The organism is Cupriavidus sp. USMAA2-4, from assembly GCF_001854305.1.
Classification (GTDB): Bacteria; Pseudomonadota; Gammaproteobacteria; order Burkholderiales; family Burkholderiaceae; genus Cupriavidus; species Cupriavidus malaysiensis.
This window is the reverse complement of the sequence record NZ_CP017749.1, coordinates 3,019,820-3,036,056: the sequence shown is the minus strand read 5'-3', so window position 1 is coordinate 3,036,056 and position 16,237 is coordinate 3,019,820. Positions and strand designations below refer to the sequence as shown.

Sequence of the window (16,237 nt, the reverse complement as noted above, 5' to 3'; positions counted from 1 at the left end):
CACCGCCCGAGGCGGCGAGCGGCTATGCTTGGCGCGTGCGCCACTCCCCGCTGCCGCCATGCCGAAGGACATCCCGCACCTGCCGCCGCCATCGCCAGCCTGGCCGGGGCGGTGTCGCCCGGGCCTCGCCCTGCTGGCGGCTGCCGCCATTCCGCTCGCCGCGTGCGCCCCCCGCTACCACGTCGCGGCCGGCGCACCCGCCGCCAAGGTCCGCCTGCTGACCAGCACCGACGACAATACGACCTTCACCGTGCTCGACCCGGCGCGCTGCCCGGAGACGCCCCATGTGGCGATCCTGGCCGGCACCGGGCAGCAGCTCGCGGCGCTGGGGCCGCCGCAGAAGCTCGATATCGGCGGCAACTCTCCGGAGCCGCCGGCGCGCACGCGCGAGCGCTGGCTGGCGGCAGGCAAACGGCTCTATATCGCCGCCGTCTCGGCGTCCAGCCAGGACGGCACGGAATACCGTTGCGCGGCCGGGGTGTCGTTCGTCCCGCTGGCTGGCGCCGAATACCAGCTGCGCTACTGGCGCGATTCCGGCGCCAAGGCCTGCTCCATCCAGGTGACACGGCTGGGCACGCTGGCCCAGCCGGACGGGCCGGCCGAGGCGGACCCGACCCAGCGCGCCTTCCGCGCGCTCAAGCCGGCGTATCTCTGCGATTCATTGTAGCCGCAGCTGTAGCCGCGCTTGTAGCCCTGGCGCTGCCGGCGAGCAGGCGCACAGCGGCAAGGTCGACCAGCAGCACCAGCCCGGCGCCGGCAAGCGTCGCGGCGACGCGGTCCCACAGCAGCCCGCTGCCCAGCGGCGCATGCGCCTCCAGGATCAGCAGGATCAGCGGCGTCATCACCGCCGAGTAAGCGAGGTAGTTGCCGGCACGCAGCACCGGACGCGCGGACGCCAGCGCGCCGGCGCCCAGCGCCAGCAGCCACAAGGCGGGATGATGGCCGACGATCAGCGAGGCCAGGCCCACGCCCAGCACGGTGCCTAGCACGCGTTGCGTCGACCTGGCCGAGATCGGCTCGGGCTGGCGTTGCGTCAGCAGCGCGACGGTCATGGCGCTCCAGGCGAAATGATGGGCCGGCCAGGTCCATTGCAGCGCGGTGGCCGCGGCCAGGGCCAGGCTCAGTCGCACGGCATATTGCCAGCCCGCTGCCTGCCGCAGCGACTGGCGCCAGCGCCGCCAGCGCTGGGCCGCGGTCACCGCTGTCGCTTGTGCCGCGGCGGCCGGTCCTGCCCTTGCGCCGACAGGGGCGGTGGCGGAACGCAGGCGCCCGGCCAGGGCCGCCAGCAGCATCCCCAGCAGCGCGGTCCACAGCGCGCCGGCGGCGATCGGCAGCAATACCGCTGCGTGCACGCGGGCACCGCCGCCCAGGCCCATCGAGATCAGCAGGAACAGCAGATAGCGTGTCGCCGCCACCGCCAGCTCGCGGCAGTAGCTGCTCGCCAGCGCCACGCTGCCGACGACAGCCACCGTCAGCACGCCGCTGAGCTGGCCGTGGCCGGCGAGCAAGACCGCGCTGGCGGCCGCCAGCAGGACCGGAACGAAGGCCGCGCGGAAGGCCTGCCAGCGCTCCCCCAGCGTTGCGCCGCGCACGGTAGCGCTGACGGCCATGCTGCCGAGCCCGGCCGCCATGCCGGCGGGCATGGCGCCGGCCAGTCCCCCGAGCAGGATCGGCAGGCCCATGCCGAGGCCGGCCGCGAGCGCCTCGGCGCGGCTGGCGCGGCCTTCGGCCGACCAGCGCAGGACCTGCGCAAAATGTGTTTTCGTTCCCACTTTGTCTCCCGTGTCCGAGCCGCATGCTCTTGCCGGGCAAGGTATTCGCGGATATTACTACGCAATGCGTAGTATATTTCGGGAATGCAGAACGATCCGGTGGAAACCATCATGCGCGCCGTGCTGGCACTGGGGCGCCGCCTGCGCGCGGAACGCCCGCAAGGCGGCCCGGCACTGTCGGCACTGGGTGCTCTCAGCACCCTCAATCGCGAGGGACCGATGACCGCGGTGCGGCTGGCCGAGCAGGAGCGGCTGCGGCCGCAGTCGCTGACGCGCATCCTCGCCGAGCTGGAGCAGTCGGGCTGGATCACGCGCACGCGCAGCGAGGCGGACCGGCGCAAAACGCGGCTCGCCGTCACGCCACACGGCCGCGCGGTGCTGGCCGAGGACATGGCGGCGCGCGGCCGCTGGCTCGCCGCCGCGCTGGAGCAGACGCTGGACCCCGCGGAACGCGCCACGCTGGCCAGCGCCGCGCGCGCCATGCAGAAACTTGCCGCCCACGAAGGGCGGCAGGATGGCTGAGGCGGTCGACGCCGGACCTCAGCAGGAATTGGCCACCGCGCCGGGCGCCGTACGCGCCGCATGGCCTTCGAGCCGGACGCTGTAGAGCGCCACGGCCAGCGCAGCCAGCGGCAGCAGCGCGGCCACCCAGGGCAGGGAGGCCAGCCCGGGACCGTGGTCGATGACCTGCCCGCCGAGCCAGGCGCCCAGGCCGTTGCCGAGGTTGAAGGCGGCGATATTGAAGCTGGAGGCCAGGTTCTGCCCCGGACCGCGCGCATGGTGCAGCACGCGCAACTGCAGCGGTGACACCGTGGCGAAGGCCGCCACGCCGAGCAGCCCGACGAAGGCCACCATGCCGATGCGGCTGGGCACTGCCAGGGTCATCAGCCCCAGCACCACGGCCAGCGCGCCCAGGCTCACCAGCACCGCACGCACCGGGCTGCGGTCGGCAAAGCGGCCGCCGAGCATATTGCCGACGATCATGCCGGCGCCGAACAGCAGCAGGATCGGCGAGACGGCGCCTTCGCCATAGCCGGTCACACGCGTCAGCAGCGGCTGCACATAGGTGATGACGGCGAAGATGCCCATGGATTGCAGCACCGTCATGGCCAGGCCCAGCAACACCTGCGGGCGCGCCATGGTGCGCAGTTCCTCGCGCAGCGGCACCGCGGGCGCGGCATCGCGGCTGCGCGCCACCAGCAGGGCGATCACCAGCAGCGAGACCAGTCCGATCACGCTCATGGCCCAGAAGGTGGCACGCCAGCCGAAATGCAGGCCCAGCCAGGCACCGGCCGGCATGCCCAGCAGCGTGGCCAGGGTCAGGCCGGAAAACATGATCGAGATCGCCGAGGCCTTGCGTGCTTCCGGCACCAGGCTGGTGGCCACCACCGCGCCGACGCCGAAGAAGGTGCCATGGGTGAGCGAGGTCAGCACGCGCGCCACCATCAGCGTGGTGTAGTCGGGCGCCAGGGCGCAGGCGGCATTGCCGATCGTGTAGATCACCATCAGCGAGAGCAGCACGGCCTTGCGCGGCATGCGCCGGGTCAGCAGGGTCAGCACCGGTGCGCCGGCGAACACGCCCAGGGCATAGCCGGAGACCAGCATGCCGGCGGCGGCGATGGAGACCTGGAGATCGGCCGACACCTGCAACAGCAAGCCCATGATGACGAATTCGGCGCAGCCGATGCCGAAGGAGCCGGCGGTCAGCGCATACAGCGCGATGGGCAACCGGCCGGCGGGGGCACCGGAGCCCAGGGCGCGGGGAGAGGCGGAAGACATGATCGGAGCGGTAAGCGAATGGAGTTCGCAGTTTGCCCCTGGTCATCCGACGCGGAAACCGGCATGATCGATAATCACTTTCAAGAAAATATTGATAATCATGGACCGGATCGGCGATATCGGCTTGTTCCTGCGCGTCCTGGACCTGGGCTCGATCAGCGCCGCCGCGCGCAGCCTCGACCTTTCGGCGGCGGTGGCCAGCCAGCGGCTCAAGCGCCTGGAGGCCGACCTCGGCGTGAGGCTGCTGCACCGCACCACGCGGCGCCTGCATCCAACCCCGGAGGGCAGCCTGCTGGCCGAGCAGGGCCGGGCCCTGGTCGACGACCTGGAGGCCCTCGGCAGTTCGCTGCGCGGGGCCGGCACCGGCGTCAGCGGCACGCTGCGCGTCACCACCTCGGCTTCGTTCGGGCGCCTGTACATCTCGCCGCTGCTGCCGGAATTCCTCGCCGCCCATCCCGCGCTGCGCATCCACGTCAACCTGAGCGACCATGTGATGGACCTGGTCAGCAGCGGCTTCGACCTGGCGGTGCGCATCGGTGCGCTGGAGGACTCGAGCCTGGTGGCGCGCAAGCTCGCGCCCAACCGCCGCCTGCTGTGCGCCTCGCCCGACTACCTGCGCCGGCGCGGCCGGCCGCGCGTGCCGCAGGACCTGGCGAAGCACGACTGCCTGCTCCTGACCGGCCACCAGGGCCGGCAGGACGTGTGGCGCTTCCAGGGGGACGGCGGCACCGAGATCGCGGTGCCGGTCGACGGGCGCATCGAAGCCAATACCGGCGAGTTGCTGGCCGACGCCGCGGTGGCCGGCCTGGGCATCGCCCTGCATTCCGTCTGGCATGTCTGGCGCGAGCTGGAAAGCGGCCAACTGGAGCCGGTGCTGCCGGAATTCCCCCTGCCCGAGACCGGCATCTACGCCGTGATGCCGCAGCGCCGGCTGATGCCGCCGCGCGTACGCGCCTTCATCGACTTCCTGGAGGCCCGCTTTGGCACGCAGCCGCCGTGGGAACGCCGCCACGTTGGCCGCTGAGAGGCGACGTGCGCGGCCCAGGATGGGTACGGGGCGGGGCAGTGCGATGTCCGGCCGCGCATGCCGGGCGGTCGGCCGTCAGTCAACCCGGTGTTCGACCAGTACCAGGCTCTCGTCCAGGTGGGACCAGCGCGAAGAGTACTGGGCATCGAAGCGCACCACGCGCTTCAGTTCCGGCGCATACCAGGCCACCGCGCTGTAGGGCACCGAACTGGCCGCGCCGCCACCGGTGAAGCCATAGAAGGGACGGGACACGTAGCCCTTGAAGCTGAGACGCAGCACACGGAAGGTGCCGGCCGGCACGGTGAGGGTCGATTCTCCGCCGGCCTCGCCGGTCAGGTCGGTCTGCAGGCCGGTGACGGGCTGCCGGTAGCTGAGCTTCCAGCGCAGGCCAGCGCGCACGTCCTCCGGCACCCATCCGCCCGGCGGCGAGGCCTCGTCGAAATCGCCGCCGGTGGCCGCGGTGATGCGCACCACGCGTCCGTCGCCGCTCTCGACGCGCGCGCCCTGGTTGAAGACCACCCGCTCGCCTTCGATGCGGTCCACGCGGTAGGAGACCTCGCGCCGGGCCTTGGTCATCTTGTCGACCAGCTCGTAGCGCCACTGCTCGCCCACGCGCGGCATGCCGTCGGCGGCGGGCGCTGCCGGAGTTGCCTGGGCCGCGGGCGCGGAGGGCGCCGGACGGGCCGCCGGCGCCCCGGCGCGGTACTGGGCCAGCGCGGCGGCGCCGCGTTCGCCCACCATGCCGATCCAGGCGGCCGGTACGGCCCGGAGCGGTGCCTGTCCTCCTTGGCCGGCTTGACCACCTTGCGCGCCTTGCCCCTGTCCGGCCATCACGCCGATCAGCTTGCCGCTGTCGTCGAACAGGCCGCCGCCGATGGCATTCGGCAGCGCCGCGGTCGATTCGATGCGCACCAGCTTGCCATCCGGGCCGGCCTGCAGGCCGGAGACGGTGCCCTCGACCGCCGTCACGCCGCTGGCATCCGCGCTGGCCACGGCCAGCACACGCTGGCCGAAAGCCGGCGCGGCGCTGGTGCTGACGCTGGCGGCGGGGGCCTGGAAGTTGGCCACGCGCAGCAGGCAGAGGTCACGCTCGATGTCCGGCGCCTCCAGGGTGGCACCGTAGCTGACGTTATCGCGCCGCACCGAGATCGCGCGCGCCGGCCAGCACCTGGCAGGCCGTGACAAGCTGCCCGGGCCCGATCACCACGGCCGAGCCCGCGGCGAGCGGCGCCTCGTTCGCCCCGAGCGCGCGCACGGCGTAGACGCTGGCGGAAACCCTGGCGCGCACGGCGGCCAGGTCGGGGCCGGCGGCCTGCGCGACGGCAGGCACGGCCAGCGCCGCCAGGGTGGGCAATGCCAGCAGCGTGGCCAGCGAGGTGGGGCGGAACGGACTTGGCATCGATCGGAGTGCGGGAAAGGAGCGAACGTGCGGCACGGCTGCAGGGAGCGACTGTGGGGAAGGGAAGCGCATCCGACAGGGTGGATGCGAGATGACAGGCCTCAGGGCGATGGCACGGGGGCGCCGCTACGCCGGCGACATGCCGGCGCCTGCGGCGCGGCTGCCGCTGCGCGTGGCGCGCCCTGGCCGGAGCGTGCAGCCGCAACGGCTTCGGCGGCCGCGCTGATGGCGGCCCGGCCCCGGTTTCCCATCCCTTCTCCCTGTCCTGCCGCCCTGCCTCGCGGCGGGGCGGACGATTCTGCTGGTTGGTTTTGGGGACGTATTCTGCCGCCTCGCCCGCGCCAGGACAAGGGCCGCCGGGGCCCGCCGAGACCCCGGATACCGCTCAGGCGCCGACGGCCGGCTGCGCCAGCCATTCACGGCCCTTGAGCATGCCGTCCCAGTAGAGCGGCGGCAGGATGCGCTCCTTGAGCAGCCAGGCGGCGCGGGTGGGGCGGGTCCCGTCGAGCAGCCAGCGCGGCAGGCTGGGGGCGACCTTGCCGCCGTACAGGAACTCGGCCAGCACCACCTTGCCGCGCTCCACCGTCAGCGGGCAGGAACCGTAGCCGTCGTAGCGCGCCTCGCCCTGCGCCTGGCCGCGCAGCGCCAGCACGTTGTGCGCCACCACCGGCGCCTGCTTGCGCGCGGCCGCAGCCGTCTTGGCATTGCTGGTGTTGCCCGCATCGCCCAGGGCGAAGACGTTCTCGTAGCGCGGATGGCGCAGCGTGGCCGGATCGACCTCGACCCAGCCGGCGGCGTCGGCCAGCTGGCTGGCGCGGATGAAGTCCGGTGCCTTCTGCGGCGGCACCACGTGCAGCATGTCGAATTCGCGCGTCACCAGTTCGCTGCCGCCATCCGCCAGCGCACGGCGGAAGGTAGCCTGGCGCGCGGCGCCGTCCACGCTCACCAGGGTCTGGCCGAAGTTGAGATGGATGCCGTAGCGCCCGACATACTCCATCAGCGCGGGCACGTAGTCGGGCACACCGAACAGCACCGCACCGGCGTTACAGAACTGGATATCGACGCGGCCAAGCACGCCGTCGCGCCGCCACTGGTCGGCCGACAGGTACATCGCCTTCTGCGGAGCGCCGGCGCACTTGATCGGCATCGGCGGCTGGGTGAATACGGCGCGCCCGCCGCCGGCGCCGGATAGCTGCTGCACCAGGCGCCAGGTGTAGGGCGCCAGGTCATAGCGGTAGTTCGAGGTGACGCCGTTGCGGCCTAGTGTCTCGGGCAGGCCCTTGATGCCGGACCAGTCCAGTTTCAGCCCCGGGCAGACCACCAGCTGCCGATACCGCACCACGCGGCAGCCATCCAGCACCACGGCATTGCGCTCCGGCTCGAAGGCCGCCACGGCCGCCTGGATCCAGCGCACGCCGCGCGGCAGCACCGAGCCCATCGCGCGCGCGGTGACCCTTGCCTCGAACACACCGCCGCCGACCAGGGTCCAGCCCGGCTGGTAGTAGTGCACGTCGGCCGGGTCGATGATGGCGACGTCCAGTCCGGGGCTGCGCGCCAGCAGGCTGGCCGCCACGGCCGTGCCGGCGGCGCCGCCGCCGATGATGACGACCTCGTGGCTGGCTTCGTCCACGCGCACCGGCGCCGCGCCGGCGCCATCGCCCAGGCGGGGCGCCAGGCCCTGCAGGTCGCAGCTGGCGGCGGCCGTGCGCGCCAGGATCTCACGCGGTGGCAGCCGTCCGGCCTGCGACAGCGCCCACAGGGTGGCCGAGCGGGTGCCGCTGCGGCAGTAAGCCAGCACCGGTGCGGGCAGTCCGGCCAGCAGCGTGCCGAAGGCACGGCCTTGTTCGTCGTCGATCCGGCCGGGCGCGGCCGGCAGGTAGGACAGCGCGAGCCCGGCGGCCGCGGCAGCGCGCTCGATCTCCTTGACGCCGGGCTGGTCGGGCGCCTCGCCATCAGGTCGGTTGCAGACGATGGCGCGAAAGCCCTGCGCGGCGATCGCTGCAACGTCGGCGGGCGTGATCTGGTCGGATACGGACAGCGCGTCCGAGAGGGGGCGGATCTTCATGGGAGTCTCCAGTGGGGGCGGCCGGGACCCGGAGGGTGGGGCGGGCAGGCCGAGGGAAGAGCGGGCCTGGCAGGCCGGAGGGCGGCCCCGGCCCGGCTGGCGGCGTCGGCTACAGGACGTTTACAGGACGTTGAGCGGGATCTTCAGGTAGTGCACGCCGTCCGCCTCGGCGGGCGGCAACTGGCCGGCGCGCATATTCACCTGCACCGAGGGCAGGATCAGCGTCGGCATGCCGAGGGTGGCGTCGCGCGCCTGGCGCATGGCGACGAACTCGTCCTCGCTGATGCCGTTGCGCACGTGGACGTTGTGTTCGCGCTGCTCCGCCACCGTGCTGAGGTAGCGCACTTCGCGGCCGCCAGGCTGGTAGTCGTGGCACATATAGAGCCGGGTCTCGGCCGGCAGGCTCAGCACCTTGTTGATGGAGCGGTACAGGGTGCGTGCGTCGCCGCCGGGAAAGTCGCAGCGCGCGGTGCCGTAGTCGGGCATGAAGAGGGTGTCGCCGACGAAGGCGGCGCTTTCGCTGCCATCGCCGACCACATAGGTCATGCAGGCCGGCGTATGGCCGGGCGTGTGCATGGCGCGCGCTTCCAGGCTGCCGATGCGGAACGGCTCGCCGTCTTCGAACAGGTGGTCGAACTGGCTGCCATCGCGGCGGAAAGCGGGCTCGGCATGGAAGACGCGGCCGAATACCTGCTGCACGGTGGTGATGTGGCTGCCGATGGCGATACGGCCGCCAAGCCGCTCACGCAGGTAGGGTGCCGCCGAGAGATGGTCGGCATGCACGTGGGTCTCCAGGATCCACTGCACACCGGCCTCCAGTTCCCGTACGCGCTGGACCAGGCGGTCGGCGCTGGCGGTGCGGGTGCGGCCGGACTTTGGATCGTAGTCCAGCACGCTGTCGACCAGCGCGCACGCGCGCGTGGCCGGGTCCAGCACGAGGTAGCTGATGGTCCAGGTATCGGGGTCGAAAAAGCCCTCGACCTGCATGCGGGAGCGGGTTGGCATCGGTATCTCCTGGTAGGGCGGCGGGGTTCACGCGCCGCCATGTGTGCGAAGCGGCGCCCGGGCGTGTCGATGGCGCCGCGGGCACGGTCTGGCCTGGATTCTCAAGATCCATGCCATCCCACCGGAAGGCTCCACGGGAAAAGCCAAGTCATTGAATTCATGAAGGATCCTGGAGCGCAGCCGGGCCGATGCGCGCACCTGGCCGGTACGGCTCGACGGCACGTGGCAGGCCCCGCGAACTGCCACCACTGCCAGTTTGGCAGTGGTGGCAGCGCCTGCTAGAATGCCTTGTCCTTCGCCCCAGGCTAGCCCCCCATGGCCGATCTCCCGAGCGTCGTCGCCGCCCCTGCCGCCGACGCGCAAGCGCCCGTCGAGGCGCTGATCTCCTATCTCGAGCACGATCCGCAGCCGATGATCGTGCTCGACACCGAGTACAACATCCTGGCCGCCAACACGGCCTACCGGCGCCAGTTCGGCGCGGTCGACCGGCCCTATATCGGCCATAAGTGCTACCGCATCTCGCATCACTACGACATGCCTTGCGACCAGGCCGGCGAGCACTGTCCGATGCGCAAGGCGCGCGAGACCATGGGGCCGAACCGGGTCCTGCATATCCACCACACGCCGCGCGGCCCCGAGCATGTCGATGTCGAACTGCGGCCCATCCTGAACGCCCGGCGCGAAGTGGTGGCGTTCGTCGAGCGCCTGGCCACCGTGCGCAATGCCTCGGCCCAGGCCAGCGCGGACGGCCTGGTCGGACGGGCGCCGGCCTTCAACACCGCGCTGGGCGCGGTGCAGCGCGTGGCACCGTCGATGCTGCCGGTGCTGCTGCTGGGCGAATCGGGCACCGGCAAGGAGCTGTTCGCCCACGCCGTGCACGAAGCCAGCGGGCGCGCCGGCGGCCCCTTGGTGGTGGTCGATTGCTCGGGCTTGACAGAGACGCTGTTCGAAAGCGAGCTGTTCGGCTATGAGAAGGGTGCTTTCACCGGCGCGGTGGCACGCAAGAAGGGGCTGGTCGAGACCGCCCAGGGCGGTACGCTGTTCCTCGACGAGATCGGCGACGTGCCGCTGTCGATGCAGGTCAAGCTGCTGCGCCTGATCGAATCGGGCACCTTCCGCCGGGTCGGCAGCGTCGACACCCAGCAGGCCGACTTCCGCCTGGTGGCGGCCACTCACAAGCCGCTCGAGAAGATGGTGGCCGAGGGAGAGTTCCGCCAGGATCTCTACTACCGCATCAGCGCTTTCCCGGTCCACCTGCCGCCGCTGCGCGAACGGCTGGACGATATCCCGCTGCTGGTGGACTCCTTCCTGCAGCGCGGCGGCGCGGGCGGGCGCCGCCTGAGCGTGGACGCGGCCGCCATGGCGCGCCTGCAGGCACACCGCTGGCCCGGCAATATCCGCGAGCTGCGCAATGTGCTGGAGCGCGCCAGGCTGTTTGCCGAAGGCAGCGTGATCGGGGTGGAGGCGCTGCCGCCGGGACTGGGCCTGGCACCGCCGCCCGAACCGGCGGGCAGGGCGGCGCTGACAGCCGCGGTGGCGGCGGCGATCGCTCCGGTGCTGGACGAGGCCGAACTGCGGCGCCAGGTGGCGGCCTTCCGCGGCACGCGGCGCGAACTGGCGGCCGCCCTCGGCCTGTCGGAGCGCACGCTCTACCGGCGCCTCAAGTCCCTCGGCCTGGCCTGAGCGGCAGGGCGCAGGCCACGTGGTCGCGCCTCCGCCGGATCATGGCCGGATCATGGCCGGATCCTTGACGCATCACGGTCGGATCACTGTCAGGCGACTGCCAGCACACTGCCAGACTGCCATCTTCTGCCAGATTGCCAGGGCCGCGCCGACTGGCAAAGTGGCCTTGTGCCGACTAAGCTACTGAATCGATATGACTTTTCGAGAACGTCGCCACTGGCACGCTTCTTGATCAGCTCCATGGCATGACCCCCAACGATCGACGACTGTTGCGCCACCTGCTGCTCGCCGTCGCGGTGAAGATTGCCGTGCTGGCCTTGCTCTGGTGGTGTTTCGTGGCCGACCAGCGGGTTGCCGTGGATGCCCGGCGCGCCGCCGACCGCCTGGGTCCGCCCCCAACAGCACAAGGAGCACAGCCGTGATCTCGGAGCACCTGGTCGACCTGTCCCGGTTGCAGTTCGCCGCCACCGCCATGTACCACTTCCTGTTCGTGCCGCTCACCCTGGGCATGGTCTGGCTGCTGGTCATCATGGAAAGCGTCTATGTGATGACCGGCAAGGTCATCTGGAAGGACATGACGCGCTTCTGGGGCAAGCTGTTCGGCATCAACTTCGCGCTCGGCGTCACCACCGGCATCACGCTCGAGTTCCAGTTCGGCACCAACTGGGCCTATTACTCCCACTACGTCGGCGACATCTTCGGCGCTCCGCTGGCCATCGAGGGCCTGATGGCCTTCTTCCTCGAATCCACCTTCATCGGCCTGTTCTTCTTCGGCTGGGACCGCCTCTCGCGCACCCAGCACCTGCTGGTCACCACCCTGATGGCGGTCGGCACCAACCTCTCCGCGCTGTGGATCCTGATCGCCAACGGCTGGATGCAGAATCCGGTCGGCGCCGCCTTCAACTGGCAGACCATGCGCATGGAGATGACCGACTTCTGGGCCGTGGTGTTCAACCCCGTGGCCCAGGCCAAGTTCGTGCACACGGTCTCGGCCGGCTACGTCACCGGCGCCATGTTCGTGCTGTCGGTCTCCAGCTGGTACCTGCTGCGCGGGCGCGACCTCGAGTTCGCCCGGCGCAGCTTCCGCGTGGCGGCAGCCTTCGGCCTGGCCAGCGTGTGCTCGGTGATCGTGCTCGGCGACGAGTCCGGCTACACCGTGGGCGAAGCCCAGCAGACCAAGATGGCCGCCATCGAGGCCATGTGGGAGACCGAGCCGGCGCCGGCCAGCTTCAACCTGGTGGCCGGCATCAACGAGGCCGCGCAGAAGAACGACTGGGCCATCGAGATCCCCTGGGTGATGGGCCTGATCGGCACGCGCTCGGTGACCAAGGAGATCCCGGGCATCCATGACATCAAGGTGCGCAACCGCGAGCGCATCCGCAACGGCATCCCGGCCGTGCTGGCGCTGGAGGCGCTGCGCGCCAACCCGGACGACGCCAGCGCGCGCCAGACCCTGGCAAGCCACCAGCAGGACCTGGGCTTCGGCCTGCTGCTGCGGAAATACACCACCGACGTGCGCCAGGCCACCCCGGCCATGATCGAGCAGGCGGTCAACGACACCGTGCCGCGCGTGTGGCCGATGTTCTGGGGCTTCCGCATCATGGTGGGCCTGGGCTTCCTGATGCTGGCGCTGTTCGGCCTGGCCTTCTGGACCACGCTGCGCCCGCAGCGGCTGGCGCCGCGCTGGCTGCTGCGCTGGGCGCTGTGCATGCTGCCCGCGCCCTGGATCGCCATCGAGCTGGGCTGGATCGTGGCCGAGTACGGGCGCCAGCCGTGGACCATCTACGGCGTGCTGCCCACCCACCTGAGCGTGTCCACGCTGAGCGTGCAGAGCCTGTACGGCTCGCTGGCCGGCTTCCTCGGCTTCTACACGCTGCTGCTGGTCGTCGAGGTCTACCTGATGGTCAGGTTCGCCCGCCAGGGCCCGGGCAGCCTCGGCACCGGCCGCTACCAGTTCGAGCCGAGCCACGCCTGAGGAGACTGCCATGCTTGACTATCCAACCCTGAAAATCATCTGGTGGCTGCTGGTGGGCGTGCTGTTGATCGGCTTCGCCATCATGGACGGCCACGACATGGGCGTGGGCACGCTGCTGCCCTTCGTCGGCCGCAGCGACGACGAGCGCCGCGTCATCATCAACACCGTGGGCCCGCACTGGGACGGCAACCAGGTCTGGTTCATCACCGGCGGCGGCGCCATCTTCGCCGCCTGGCCGCTGGTCTACGCCACCGCCTTCAGCGGCTTCTACTGGGCCATGCTGGCAGTGCTGTGGGCGCTGTTCTTCCGCCCGGTGGGCTTCGACTACCGCAGCAAGATCCACCATCCCACCTGGCGCAGCGCCTGGGACTGGGGCCTGTTCGTGGGCGGCGCGGTGCCCCCGCTGATCTTCGGCGTGGCCTTCGGCAACCTGCTGCAGGGCGTGCCCTTCCAGTTCGATGCCTTCATGGTCTCCACCTACACCGGCACCTTCTGGCAGCTGCTCAACCCCTTCGCGCTGCTGTGCGGGGTGCTGTCCAGCGCCATGATCACCATGCACGGCGGCATCTACCTGGCGCACCGCACCGAGGGCGAGGTGCAGCGCCGCGCCCGGCGCGCCGCCGCCTGGGCCGCGCTGGTGGCGGTGCTGGCCTTCCTGGCCGCCGGCGCCTGGCTGCGCTGGGGCGGCATCGACGGCTACGCCATCACCTCGGCCATCGATCCGGCCGCGCCGTCCAACCCGATGGCCAAGACCGTGGCGCGCAGCGCCGGGGCCTGGTGGGCCAACTACGGCAAGGCGCCGGCGCTGTGGCTGCTGCCCGCGCTGGGCGTGGCCGGCGCACTGGCCGGGGCCGCGCTGTCCGGGGCAGGGCGCACGCTGCTGGCCTTCGTCGCCTCGGCGCTGTCGCTGGCGGGCATCATCGGCACCGCCGGAGCGGCCATGTTCCCCTTCGTGATGCCGTCCTCCAGCCTGCCGCAGGCCAGCCTGACGATCTGGGACTGCGTGTCCAGCCACTTCACGCTGGGCCTGATGTTCTGGGTGGCGCTGATCTTCGTGCCCATCGTGGTCAGCTACACCGGCTGGGCCTACCGCGTGATGCGCGGCAAGGTCACCGCCGAGCATATCCGCGCCAACGAGCATTCGGCCTACTGAGCCGGGCCGGCATCTCCCGCAGCATCTCCCACAGACAGGAGGAAACGACGATGTGGTACTTCAGCTGGGTTCTGGGCGTCGGCTTCGCCGTGCTGCTGGCCGTGCTCAACGCGATGTGGGGCGAAGCCAGCGACGCCCGCATGCGGAGCGAGGACGAGCGGTGAACAGTGACGGCCGCGAGCATCACGATGGCGAGCAAAGCCCCGCCGGGCAGGCGCGGCTGCATCTGGCCTGCCTGGGCGCGGCGCTGCTGCTGATGGTGGGCGCCACCGTCTATCCGCAGGCGATGTCCAACGCGGCCGGCCAGGCCGACCACGGCATCGCGGCGCTGATGTTCTGGGCCATGAGCGCGGGCTTCGTGCGCGGCGTCGGCTTCCTGCCGCGCTTCTGGTTGTGGCGCTGGCTGTTTTCGGGCTGGGCCTGCGCGCTCGCGCTGGCCCTGGCCGTGGCACTGCGCCTGGCGGGCTGAGCCGCGCCGGCGCGAGGCTGCGCCGCGGTGCAGCCAAGACGACATGCACTGGCAGGATCGGCGCCATCACAGACGGCCGACCGGACCAGGAAATAAGACAAAAGGAAGTGAGAGAACCATGGGAAGTAGTGCGATCCTGGGCGGCGTGGTCGGCCTGATCCTGGCATTGACTGGCGCCGGCGGTGCCATCCTGGCCGTGCCCCTGCTGCTGTTCGTGCTGCACCTGGGCGTGGCCGAGGCAGGCCCGATCGCCTTGCTCGCGGTCGGCGTGTCGGCGGCGGTGGGCGCCGCCATCGGGCTGCGCGCCGGCATCGTGCGCTACCGTGCGGCGGCGCTGATGGCGGCCGCCGGCGTGGTCTTCTCACCGCTGGGCCTGTGGCTGGCGCACAAGCTGCCGAGCGGCCCGCTGACCCTGATCTTTGCCGCCGTGCTGGCCTATGTCTCGGTACGCATGTACCGCCAGGCCACCGCGCCGGCCGGGCAGGGGGCACCGCAGCCGGCCTTCAGCGGCCCGCCCCAGCCCTGCCAGCTCGACACGCAGAGCGGCCGCTTCGTCTGGACCGCCGCCTGCACGCGCGCGCTGGCCGCCTCGGGCGTGGGCGCGGGCTTCCTGTCCGGCCTGCTCGGCGTCGGCGGCGGCTTCGTCATCGTGCCGGCGCTGCGGCGCGCCACCAATGCACCGATGCACGCCATCGTGGCCACCTCGCTGGCGGTCATCACCCTGGTGTCGACCTCGGGCGTGGTGTCCACCGCCATTGCCGGCCGCATGAACTGGCCGGTTGCCATTCCCTTCGCCGGCGGCGCCATCGCCGGCATGCTGGGCGGGCGCCTGGTCTCCAAGCGCATCAGCGGCCCGCGCCTGCAGCAGGGCTTTGCCGTGATCGCCGGCCTGGTGGCGCTGGGCATGGTGGCCAAGGCGCTGCTGGCCGGCGGCTGGCACGGCTGAGCGCGGTCCTGGCGATGATGTCCAGCCGGACCTCGGCCGCCCCGCCTAAGATGGTGTAGGCGCGGCTGTGAAGGAACGCCGGCAGCAAGGTGCCGGCCGCCCTCCGGATCGAGACCGGGCGCGGCGTCGGCCGCCGCCAGCGGGCCGCGCCAGCGCAGCGCCTGTTCGTCCGGCATCTCCACGACCAGGATCTCCACGCCCGGCATCGCCACGGCCAGTTCGCCGATGGCCTGCCTGGGCCGGCTCTCGCGCGGCTTCAGGATGGAGGACTGCGGGCCCGTCACGGGCGGCAATCCTGCCGGCGCTGTGCTTCCTGCAAGGCGCGCCGTCCGCGCTGCAGGGCCTCGCGACGCTCCGCATTCCTGGTGCGCTGCGCGGCCGCATCGTGATCACGCAGGCGCCGCGCGAGGCGCTGGCAAGCTTCGTGGCGCCTTTGCTCCGCCAGCTCCAGGCTGCGGCTTTGCTGCGCCAGCCATGCCTGTTCCTGCCGCTGCTGGCGCTCGCGCTCCGCCAGGAAGGCCTCCTCCTGGGCCCGCTGCGCCGGGCTCTTGCCGAGCACCGACAGCGTGCCGCCCGGGGCGGTCGTGATCTCGACATGGCCGGGCGGGCATGGCCCGAACTGATACAGGATGCGGGCGCCGTCGCGACATTTGGTGGCCACGGCGCCCTGCGCCGCCGCGCCGGCGGACAACCCCAGCAGCCACAGCAGCAGCTGCGGCAGCAACGCGGCGGCACAGCAGAGAGGGACGGGGAAGGGGAGAGGGAGAGGGACGGGGAAAGGGACGCGCATGGGCGAGGATCTCCGGGCGGTGGCTGAGGAAAGCGGTCAAAGAACACGGCTGCCGCAGGCGGCGGACGAAGGCGGCCCGGACTGGCATCCAAGCTTAGCCCGCGATCGCGGCCGGCAACGTTTCCGGCTGTGACGTCGAGCGGCAGGCGGCCCGGCTGCCGCATGGCGATATGC

Annotated in this window: 17 protein-coding genes; 10 read left to right on the top strand and 7 right to left on the bottom strand. The window is 71.3% G+C overall.

Annotated elements, in window-relative coordinates:
• The first annotated feature begins 58 nt into the window (after positions 1-58).
• Positions 59-667, top strand: coding sequence for a hypothetical protein (locus tag BKK79_RS33215; protein ID WP_232346381.1), 609 nt, complete (start codon positions 59-61; stop codon positions 665-667).
• On the opposite strand, the gene BKK79_RS33210 is transcribed toward BKK79_RS33215, so the two are convergent.
• The gene (locus BKK79_RS33210) at positions 636-1,772 is read right to left on the bottom strand and encodes an FUSC family protein (protein ID WP_071039979.1); all 1,137 of its coding nucleotides are present in this window, start codon (positions 1,770-1,772) and stop codon (positions 636-638) included. The two genes, BKK79_RS33215 and BKK79_RS33210, sit on opposite strands and share 32 nt — an antisense overlap.
• 84 nt (positions 1,773-1,856) lie before the next feature.
• On the opposite strand from BKK79_RS33210, the gene BKK79_RS33205 reads away from it, so the two are divergent.
• Positions 1,857-2,294, top strand: coding sequence for a MarR family winged helix-turn-helix transcriptional regulator (locus BKK79_RS33205; protein ID WP_071039978.1), 438 nt, complete (start codon positions 1,857-1,859; stop codon positions 2,292-2,294).
• A gap of 18 nt (positions 2,295-2,312) precedes the next feature.
• Here the strand turns inward: BKK79_RS33205 and BKK79_RS33200 are convergent, their stop codons facing one another.
• On the bottom strand, positions 2,313-3,551 hold the full coding sequence (locus BKK79_RS33200) for an MFS transporter (protein ID WP_071039977.1): 1,239 nt from the start codon (positions 3,549-3,551) through the stop codon (positions 2,313-2,315).
• Positions 3,552-3,651: 100 nt separating this feature from the next.
• Between BKK79_RS33200 and BKK79_RS33195 the strand changes: the two genes are divergently transcribed.
• Positions 3,652-4,575 carry a LysR family transcriptional regulator gene (locus BKK79_RS33195; RefSeq protein ID WP_071039976.1) on the top strand — a complete coding sequence of 308 codons (924 nt, stop codon included), beginning with the start codon at positions 3,652-3,654 and terminating at the stop codon, positions 4,573-4,575.
• A gap of 78 nt (positions 4,576-4,653) precedes the next feature.
• Here the strand turns inward: BKK79_RS33195 and BKK79_RS33190 are convergent, their stop codons facing one another.
• The 4 genes from BKK79_RS33190 to BKK79_RS33180 form a co-directional block, all read right to left on the bottom strand.
• Positions 4,654-5,721 (bottom strand): S1 family peptidase, encoded by a 1,068-nt coding sequence (locus BKK79_RS33190; RefSeq protein ID WP_232346380.1) that lies wholly within the window; start codon positions 5,719-5,721, stop codon positions 4,654-4,656.
• Complete coding sequence (locus tag BKK79_RS41760) at positions 5,708-5,977, bottom strand: hypothetical protein (protein WP_232346379.1); 270 nt, start codon at positions 5,975-5,977, stop codon at positions 5,708-5,710. The genes BKK79_RS33190 and BKK79_RS41760 overlap by 14 nt, the downstream gene beginning before the upstream one ends.
• 385 nt (positions 5,978-6,362) lie before the next feature.
• A complete protein-coding gene (locus BKK79_RS33185; protein WP_071039975.1) occupies positions 6,363-8,042 on the bottom strand; it encodes a bifunctional protein tyrosine phosphatase family protein/NAD(P)/FAD-dependent oxidoreductase in 1,680 nt (559 codons plus the stop codon).
• A gap of 120 nt (positions 8,043-8,162) precedes the next feature.
• Positions 8,163-9,047 (bottom strand): MBL fold metallo-hydrolase, encoded by an 885-nt coding sequence (locus tag BKK79_RS33180; protein ID WP_071039974.1) that lies wholly within the window; start codon positions 9,045-9,047, stop codon positions 8,163-8,165.
• A 315-nt stretch (positions 9,048-9,362) separates the two neighbouring features.
• On the opposite strand from BKK79_RS33180, the gene BKK79_RS33175 reads away from it, so the two are divergent.
• The 7 genes from BKK79_RS33175 (at position 9,363) to BKK79_RS33150 (ending at position 15,273) form a co-directional block, all read left to right on the top strand.
• Complete coding sequence (locus BKK79_RS33175) at positions 9,363-10,730, top strand: sigma-54 interaction domain-containing protein (protein ID WP_071039973.1); 1,368 nt, start codon at positions 9,363-9,365, stop codon at positions 10,728-10,730.
• Positions 10,731-10,975: 245 nt separating this feature from the next.
• Positions 10,976-11,152 (top strand): cytochrome oxidase putative small subunit CydP, encoded by a 177-nt coding sequence (cydP, locus tag BKK79_RS41310; protein ID WP_167366696.1) that lies wholly within the window; start codon positions 10,976-10,978, stop codon positions 11,150-11,152.
• Positions 11,149-12,705, top strand: a complete 1,557-nt coding sequence (locus BKK79_RS33170; RefSeq protein WP_071039972.1) for a cytochrome ubiquinol oxidase subunit I — start codon at positions 11,149-11,151, stop codon at positions 12,703-12,705. Before cydP ends, BKK79_RS33170 begins: the two co-directional genes overlap by 4 nt.
• 10 nt (positions 12,706-12,715) lie before the next feature.
• Complete coding sequence (gene cydB, locus BKK79_RS33165) at positions 12,716-13,858, top strand: cytochrome d ubiquinol oxidase subunit II (RefSeq protein WP_071039971.1); 1,143 nt, start codon at positions 12,716-12,718, stop codon at positions 13,856-13,858.
• Positions 13,859-13,908: 50 nt separating this feature from the next.
• A complete protein-coding gene (cydX, locus tag BKK79_RS33160) occupies positions 13,909-14,022 on the top strand; it encodes a cytochrome bd-I oxidase subunit CydX (protein WP_071020146.1) in 114 nt (37 codons plus the stop codon).
• Positions 14,019-14,327 (top strand): cyd operon YbgE family protein, encoded by a 309-nt coding sequence (locus BKK79_RS33155; protein WP_071039970.1) that lies wholly within the window; start codon positions 14,019-14,021, stop codon positions 14,325-14,327. Before cydX ends, BKK79_RS33155 begins: the two co-directional genes overlap by 4 nt.
• 118 nt (positions 14,328-14,445) lie before the next feature.
• A complete protein-coding gene (locus BKK79_RS33150) occupies positions 14,446-15,273 on the top strand; it encodes a sulfite exporter TauE/SafE family protein (protein WP_071020149.1) in 828 nt (275 codons plus the stop codon).
• Positions 15,274-15,553: 280 nt separating this feature from the next.
• Here BKK79_RS33150 and BKK79_RS33145 read toward each other — a convergent pair whose 3' ends face one another.
• On the bottom strand, positions 15,554-16,063 hold the full coding sequence (locus BKK79_RS33145; protein ID WP_157128585.1) for a hypothetical protein: 510 nt from the start codon (positions 16,061-16,063) through the stop codon (positions 15,554-15,556).
• Positions 16,064-16,237 lie beyond the last annotated feature (174 nt).

Bases quoted from the DNA above. Each gene is read 5' to 3' on its own strand.
- BKK79_RS33215 (WP_232346381.1), top strand. From the start codon at position 59: ATGCCGAAGGACATCCCGCACCTGCCGCCGCCATCGCCAGCCTGGCCG.
- BKK79_RS33205 (WP_071039978.1), top strand. From the start codon at position 1,857: ATGCAGAACGATCCGGTGGAAACCATCATGCGCGCCGTGCTGGCACTG.
- BKK79_RS33200 (WP_071039977.1), bottom strand. From the start codon at position 3,551: ATGTCTTCCGCCTCTCCCCGCGCCCTGGGCTCCGGTGCCCCCGCCGGC.
- BKK79_RS33195 (WP_071039976.1), top strand. From the start codon at position 3,652: ATGGACCGGATCGGCGATATCGGCTTGTTCCTGCGCGTCCTGGACCTG.
- BKK79_RS41760 (WP_232346379.1), bottom strand. From the start codon at position 5,977: ATGCCAAGTCCGTTCCGCCCCACCTCGCTGGCCACGCTGCTGGCATTG.
- BKK79_RS33185 (WP_071039975.1), bottom strand. From the start codon at position 8,042: ATGAAGATCCGCCCCCTCTCGGACGCGCTGTCCGTATCCGACCAGATC.
- BKK79_RS33180 (WP_071039974.1), bottom strand. From the start codon at position 9,047: ATGCCAACCCGCTCCCGCATGCAGGTCGAGGGCTTTTTCGACCCCGAT.
- BKK79_RS33175 (WP_071039973.1), top strand. From the start codon at position 9,363: ATGGCCGATCTCCCGAGCGTCGTCGCCGCCCCTGCCGCCGACGCGCAA.
- cydP (WP_167366696.1), top strand. From the start codon at position 10,976: ATGACCCCCAACGATCGACGACTGTTGCGCCACCTGCTGCTCGCCGTC.
- cydB (WP_071039971.1), top strand. From the start codon at position 12,716: ATGCTTGACTATCCAACCCTGAAAATCATCTGGTGGCTGCTGGTGGGC.
- cydX (WP_071020146.1), top strand. From the start codon at position 13,909: ATGTGGTACTTCAGCTGGGTTCTGGGCGTCGGCTTCGCCGTGCTGCTG.
- BKK79_RS33150 (WP_071020149.1), top strand. From the start codon at position 14,446: ATGGGAAGTAGTGCGATCCTGGGCGGCGTGGTCGGCCTGATCCTGGCA.
- BKK79_RS33145 (WP_157128585.1), bottom strand. From the start codon at position 16,063: ATGCGCGTCCCTTTCCCCGTCCCTCTCCCTCTCCCCTTCCCCGTCCCT.